Raw genomic sequence first — 4,774 nt, forward strand, 5'->3', positions numbered from 1 at the left:
GAGGCTGCGTTCCGTTGCGGCGTCCCTCTGCGCAATTGTGGGCGGCCGCCGCACCGGAAGAGCAACCCACAAGGCAGGCGAAAGATGCCCGCTGGCGATGTCGATGGCCAGCTGCCCAGAGGGCTGGCCTCGCCGGCTTGCCACCCGAAGCGGCCTCATCCCTGTTGGCCGCTGGGCATGCAGAGCCGCCCGTGTCGACGGGCATTACGGGCCGTGGCGACGACCGAATCCGAGGTGCCGGTCAAAGTGGTCGACATGGGTCGAAATTAGTGGCTGGTTTAATCCCCATCTGCTAGCCGGCATCGGTCGTAACCGATGGTCCGCGTGAATCCTACCAGGTGGTCGCCACTGAGCGCATTCGTCGGCCGGTTCGCCTCTTACTGTGGGCTTTTGCTAACGAGCAGAGGCCGTTGCCTCTGTCAGCAAGGGCACGCAGGTCCAGCGCCGCAGCCTCACCGGCGAACCCGGGAGCCCTCGCCTGCCCATCTTCCCGGTGCCAATCAGCCTTGGTCCGCGCCGCCGAAGAGGAGCTCTGCCATCCTTGTCCCCATTAGTTCGTATCCTTGCGTTACATAGGCGGGACCTGAAATCTTACAGGAGTGTGGTGCGTACCGCTCCCGGGCAATCAGATAATTCTTAAGCGGCTGAAACCACATGGGCGAGCTTTGCCAGTCGCCAATGACACGTCCAACGGGATGGCCCGCTTCTTGAAGCGCTGTCAACATCTCTAGTTCCTCTAAGTCGATAATCGTCCAGCTATTGGCAAACTCCTGCGAGCAGTGGCCCTTTTCGCTCGCCAGCTTTCGGATTCTTTGCGCAGTCAGGAGGTTCCAAGGGAACGACTCGAATGTTACAACCACTGGTATTGCACGACGTGGTTCAAAGCTACTGAGTTGGAAATAGGCAGCCTGGTAGTCCTGAAATACGCGGTAAAGTTGCCCGACCCCGCCATTCAACAGGTATCGCTCCAGGTCTTCTTCGAAGCGCTGCACATCGCCGGTCTCCTTCGTATGGAGTCTTAGGCGTCCGCTGTTTACCTCCACTAAGACGAGCAGATCCTCATGCACAAGCATTAAGTCACTGGTATCGCACTGGCCTCTTCGGGGCACCTGGTAACGGAAAGAGCGAAAGAGGCCACGGTTGTTACGCTGACCCTGCGCGAACAGCTGCCAAGCGTACTCCTCGACTAAAGCTCCCCAAAAGGCTCGGAACCGTTCTCCATGGGCCTTCCAGTAATCGGACAAATCCCAGAAAACGCCCTCCGTGGCACGTTCGAGCAATAGCCGGGGACTTAAAACGAGGACGGTGCCATCGTGTAGCCGGAGCAATGGGGTCTTCCGCAACGGAGTCAACTCGTACGGGTTGAATCGGCCGGCGTCAAACGACCCGAAGGATCTCCGCAACTCCTCTTCGGTGCTGCCGAGCAGACTCAAGACCCTTGCTAGAGTGCCGGGCTCCACTCGCGTTCGGGACAACCAAGCAGTGGGGTTAATGTGTAACCGTCCTTCCCGGTATGCGCCCGCGGCCAAGGCAAAAGCCACCGTGGTGAACAATTGCAGTTCGACGCCAGTCGCAGCAGCAAAGGAGGCGCCAAGATCCACGTACTCGGGGTGATCCCTCAGCAGCGGCGGGAGCGTAAAGTATAGCCGTTCGTGCCTGCCGACAACGTTGGTCAAATTGGTAACGGAGTTGAACGTTTGGCTTCGCACCGCGTAGGGGAGTATGCTGTCACCATCCAACGCGGGTAACGCGTCAGGAGGGTCGATGTGGTCATTGAGCCCGAGAAGACACGTTACGAGTTCTTCCGGTCGTAGCCGGTGCGAGTGAAGCCGGCTCGTTCCTTCTGGCGGACCGGTGAGTATAATCCGTAGGGCGGCAAGGATCTGAAGCGGGTGGATGGGAGCAATGGACGCCGAGCATGGGTGTCGTCGTACGTAGCGCAGAAGGCGGTATTTAACCCGGCACTCCGGCAACTCGTCCACAACTTGGCGACTTTTGGCCGCCCATGCGGCTCCAGCACTTTCGAGTAAGGTGCCCAGGCGGGCAAGCGCGTGAAGAGCCTCGAATTTCGGCAATTGCCAAAGACGGTCAGCAATCTCCTCAACGGACAGTTTACGGCCAGAAATCTCCGAATACGGTACGTGTATGCAAACTCCGAGATCATCAGGCCTAAGGCTCCCTCTGCCCGGCAGAGCGTTGGGCATTGGGGTTTCCACCTCTCGCTGTCGTCCGAGTCCTCAAGCTCGTCGGACGATTACCTTCCCATGGAATAATCTGCGGAGGCCGGAGTACATCCGGTCTCGCGGAACGAGCCAGCAGCGGTGAGCACAGTGCTGGCGGTGGGTCCCCTCCGCGTTGGAGCGGGACTTGCTCCACGCCACAGGGGCCTGCGTAATCACTACGCCGGCGTAGGCATTCGCAGCCGTCGGCGTACGGGGGCTTTTCGTGGATGGCATGGTTACCTCCTCCCATAGGGAATGGCAGCGGCCCCCGCCCGCTGCCTGCCACCGAAGCCGACCTGCAGGTGACGCAGAACAGGCGCCGGCTGGCATGCCGAACCACTTCGACTCCTGCTGCATGCCGTCAAGAGCCGGCCTCTCACCCGGCGCCATGTGCTGTGGAAGCGGCTTGTACCGCGGGCAGCGAAGCGGCAGGGTCTCACCCCCTTCGTGCTGGCGCCTGCTTGGTCGGCTGTCGCACCGGTTCATCCGCCCCTCCCCTGCCCGTCCGGGTTGGGCCTCGTCCCCATCGCCTGCCTCGTGCGCTCGCCGGAGCCCTTCGATGCCCACGCGTCGACGTTTCCTCGCCGCCGCCTTCCGAGCGAAGCCGCCTCGCTTCTTGGGGAACCGACCGAAAGCGAGCCGTCCATGCCCCGTCAGCCCGGGCGCAGCGAGGGCCGACGAGCGAAGCGAGCCGGAGGCTGGGCGGGGAGCGGGAGGGAGGTAGGCTCAGCGAGGTGGGGCGGCGAGCGAGGGCCGTCGACCGCCCTCACCCGCCACACTGTCCGCACTACCGCCGGCCTCGCCCCCGTGGGTCTCCTTGAACTCCGCGTGGGCGTGGGCGGCAAACCCTCTCTGGAGCGGTGTGGGCTGCGCCCTATTCGACCGGATCGGCGGCGCGGGCCAATTCGCGGACGTCAACCAACGCCTGGCGGACCTCCTTGTCCAACGCCAGCGCCTCCTCGATGGCGTCGGCCCCTCGCTCGAAGGCGTCGGCCTGCGCGTGCAGCACGGCGTAGGCGCCGGTGCTCACCTTGGCTTCGTCGGCCAGGTGCTCGGCGCGGTCGCGCAGGTAATGAGCCTGCCGGCGAAGCACCCCCGCCCAGTGGCGAAAGTTGGTCATCATCTTCACCCCCTTCCCGCACGGCGTCCACCTTGCCAAATCCTCGTCAAGGGTCGCTTTGACTACGTGCGGCCGCCCACCGAACCCACACGACCAGGGTCTCGAAGTCTTCGTCTTTCAGACCCTCCCAGAACGGCCGAGGTCGCTCGACCCGTCGGCGCAGGATGAGCTCGACCATGCGCGCCGACGGGGGATAGACGGGCCTCGGCTCCCAGAATCCATCCGGCGGGATCAGCCGCAGGGCCTGGGGGTAGGAGTAGACGGTGCCCTGGTAGACGACGGCCAGGATGACGTCGCCCTTCTTCACCCCGGCCTGCTCGGCAGGCGAGCCAGCCTCCACGTCGGCCACCAGGTAGACGCCGTAGGGGTTTTCGACGTAGTAGCGGATGCCCGTGTAGGCCTGCACGGCGGGTACCGCAGGCGGCGGCGCTTGCAGAGCCGGGGCCGATGGGGTGTGAAGCAGCAGCCACAGCAGCACCCCCATTGGGAGCACTCCCTTCCGTGTATTGATGGCACCTCACCTCTTTCGGGTGGTGACGCCCGACCGGTGCGTCCGACCCGGCCGGGCGCTACGGTACGTGACCCGCGCGCTCATGCCTTCGCGGATGGCCGGCCCGATGAAGGCCGGGTAGCTGCGGAGACCACCGGTCCCAGCGTCTTCAGGTGGCGGGCGGCCGCCTCCAGCAGGCGTACCGCCTCATCGAGCGCCTTGGCGTCGCCGTGGTGCTCTCGCCAGGTTCGCCACACTCTCACGACCCGGCGGCCTTCGTCTACCTGGCGGACGATGCGACCCAGTACCGCCAGCGCGGCTTCGAAGGCCGCCGCCCGGGCGTACGCCTCGCCGTCCAGCGGCCCCGGCTCGGGCAGGCGCTCCGGCAGGCAGCGCTGGACGTAGGCCCACGCGTCCGTCGATTCGACGGGGGCTGGTGCAGCCGGTGGGGCAGCCGCCCCCGGCTTCGAAGCGGGGGCCGCACCTTCACCGGGTATCGCTTCGGCAGCAGGGCGAGGGGTCGAAGGCTCACTGGCGGGTGCCGGGGCCTCCTCAGCTGGGGCTGCCGGTTGCGGCGCCGAGGAAACAGAGGATGCCGCCTCGGCCGGGCGCTCTTCGGAAGGGGTACGTGGGGTGGGGGTGATCGAAGGTACGGCCGCTTCGCCGGCGCCTGGCTCCTTGGCGACGGGAGCCGGCTGCCGCTTCGGCTTGCGAGCTGGCTGGACGCGGCCGCGGGTGTCCGTAATCGTGGAGGGCAGCACCGGTTTTCCAGATTCTTCATCGACGTGATGCATTTGCATAACGTCCTGGAGCCATCTTCCAACCGTGCTCTGGTCAACCCCGATAACCTGAGCGATGCGCTCCTGCGTCCATCCCTGCTGCCGGAGCCTCAGGGCCAGGGCCTGCTTCTGCTCCCGGGTGAGATGCCGGCGCAGGAGGTTG

The 4,774-nt window shown here is 64.7% G+C and carries 4 protein-coding genes; all 4 read right to left on the bottom strand.

The features are described from left to right. Positions 1-500: 500 nt before the first annotated feature. The gene (locus tag AB1609_15665; GenBank protein ID MEW6047889.1) at positions 501-1,601 is read right to left on the bottom strand and encodes a hypothetical protein; all 1,101 of its coding nucleotides are present in this window, start codon (positions 1,599-1,601) and stop codon (positions 501-503) included. 1,495 nt (positions 1,602-3,096) lie between these two features. Continuing rightward, positions 3,097-3,345, bottom strand: coding sequence for a hypothetical protein (locus AB1609_15670; GenBank protein ID MEW6047890.1), 249 nt, complete (start codon positions 3,343-3,345; stop codon positions 3,097-3,099). 43 nt (positions 3,346-3,388) lie between these two features. Then, positions 3,389-3,826 (bottom strand): PDZ domain-containing protein, encoded by a 438-nt coding sequence (locus AB1609_15675; protein MEW6047891.1) that lies wholly within the window; start codon positions 3,824-3,826, stop codon positions 3,389-3,391. A 107-nt stretch (positions 3,827-3,933) separates the two neighbouring features. Next, positions 3,934-4,774: helix-turn-helix domain-containing protein (locus tag AB1609_15680; protein ID MEW6047892.1), on the bottom strand; the 841-nt coding region annotated here is incomplete at its 5' end.

Source organism: Bacillota bacterium (genome assembly GCA_040754675.1).
In the GTDB taxonomy this organism is placed as follows: domain Bacteria; phylum Bacillota; class Limnochordia; order Limnochordales; family Geochordaceae; genus Geochorda.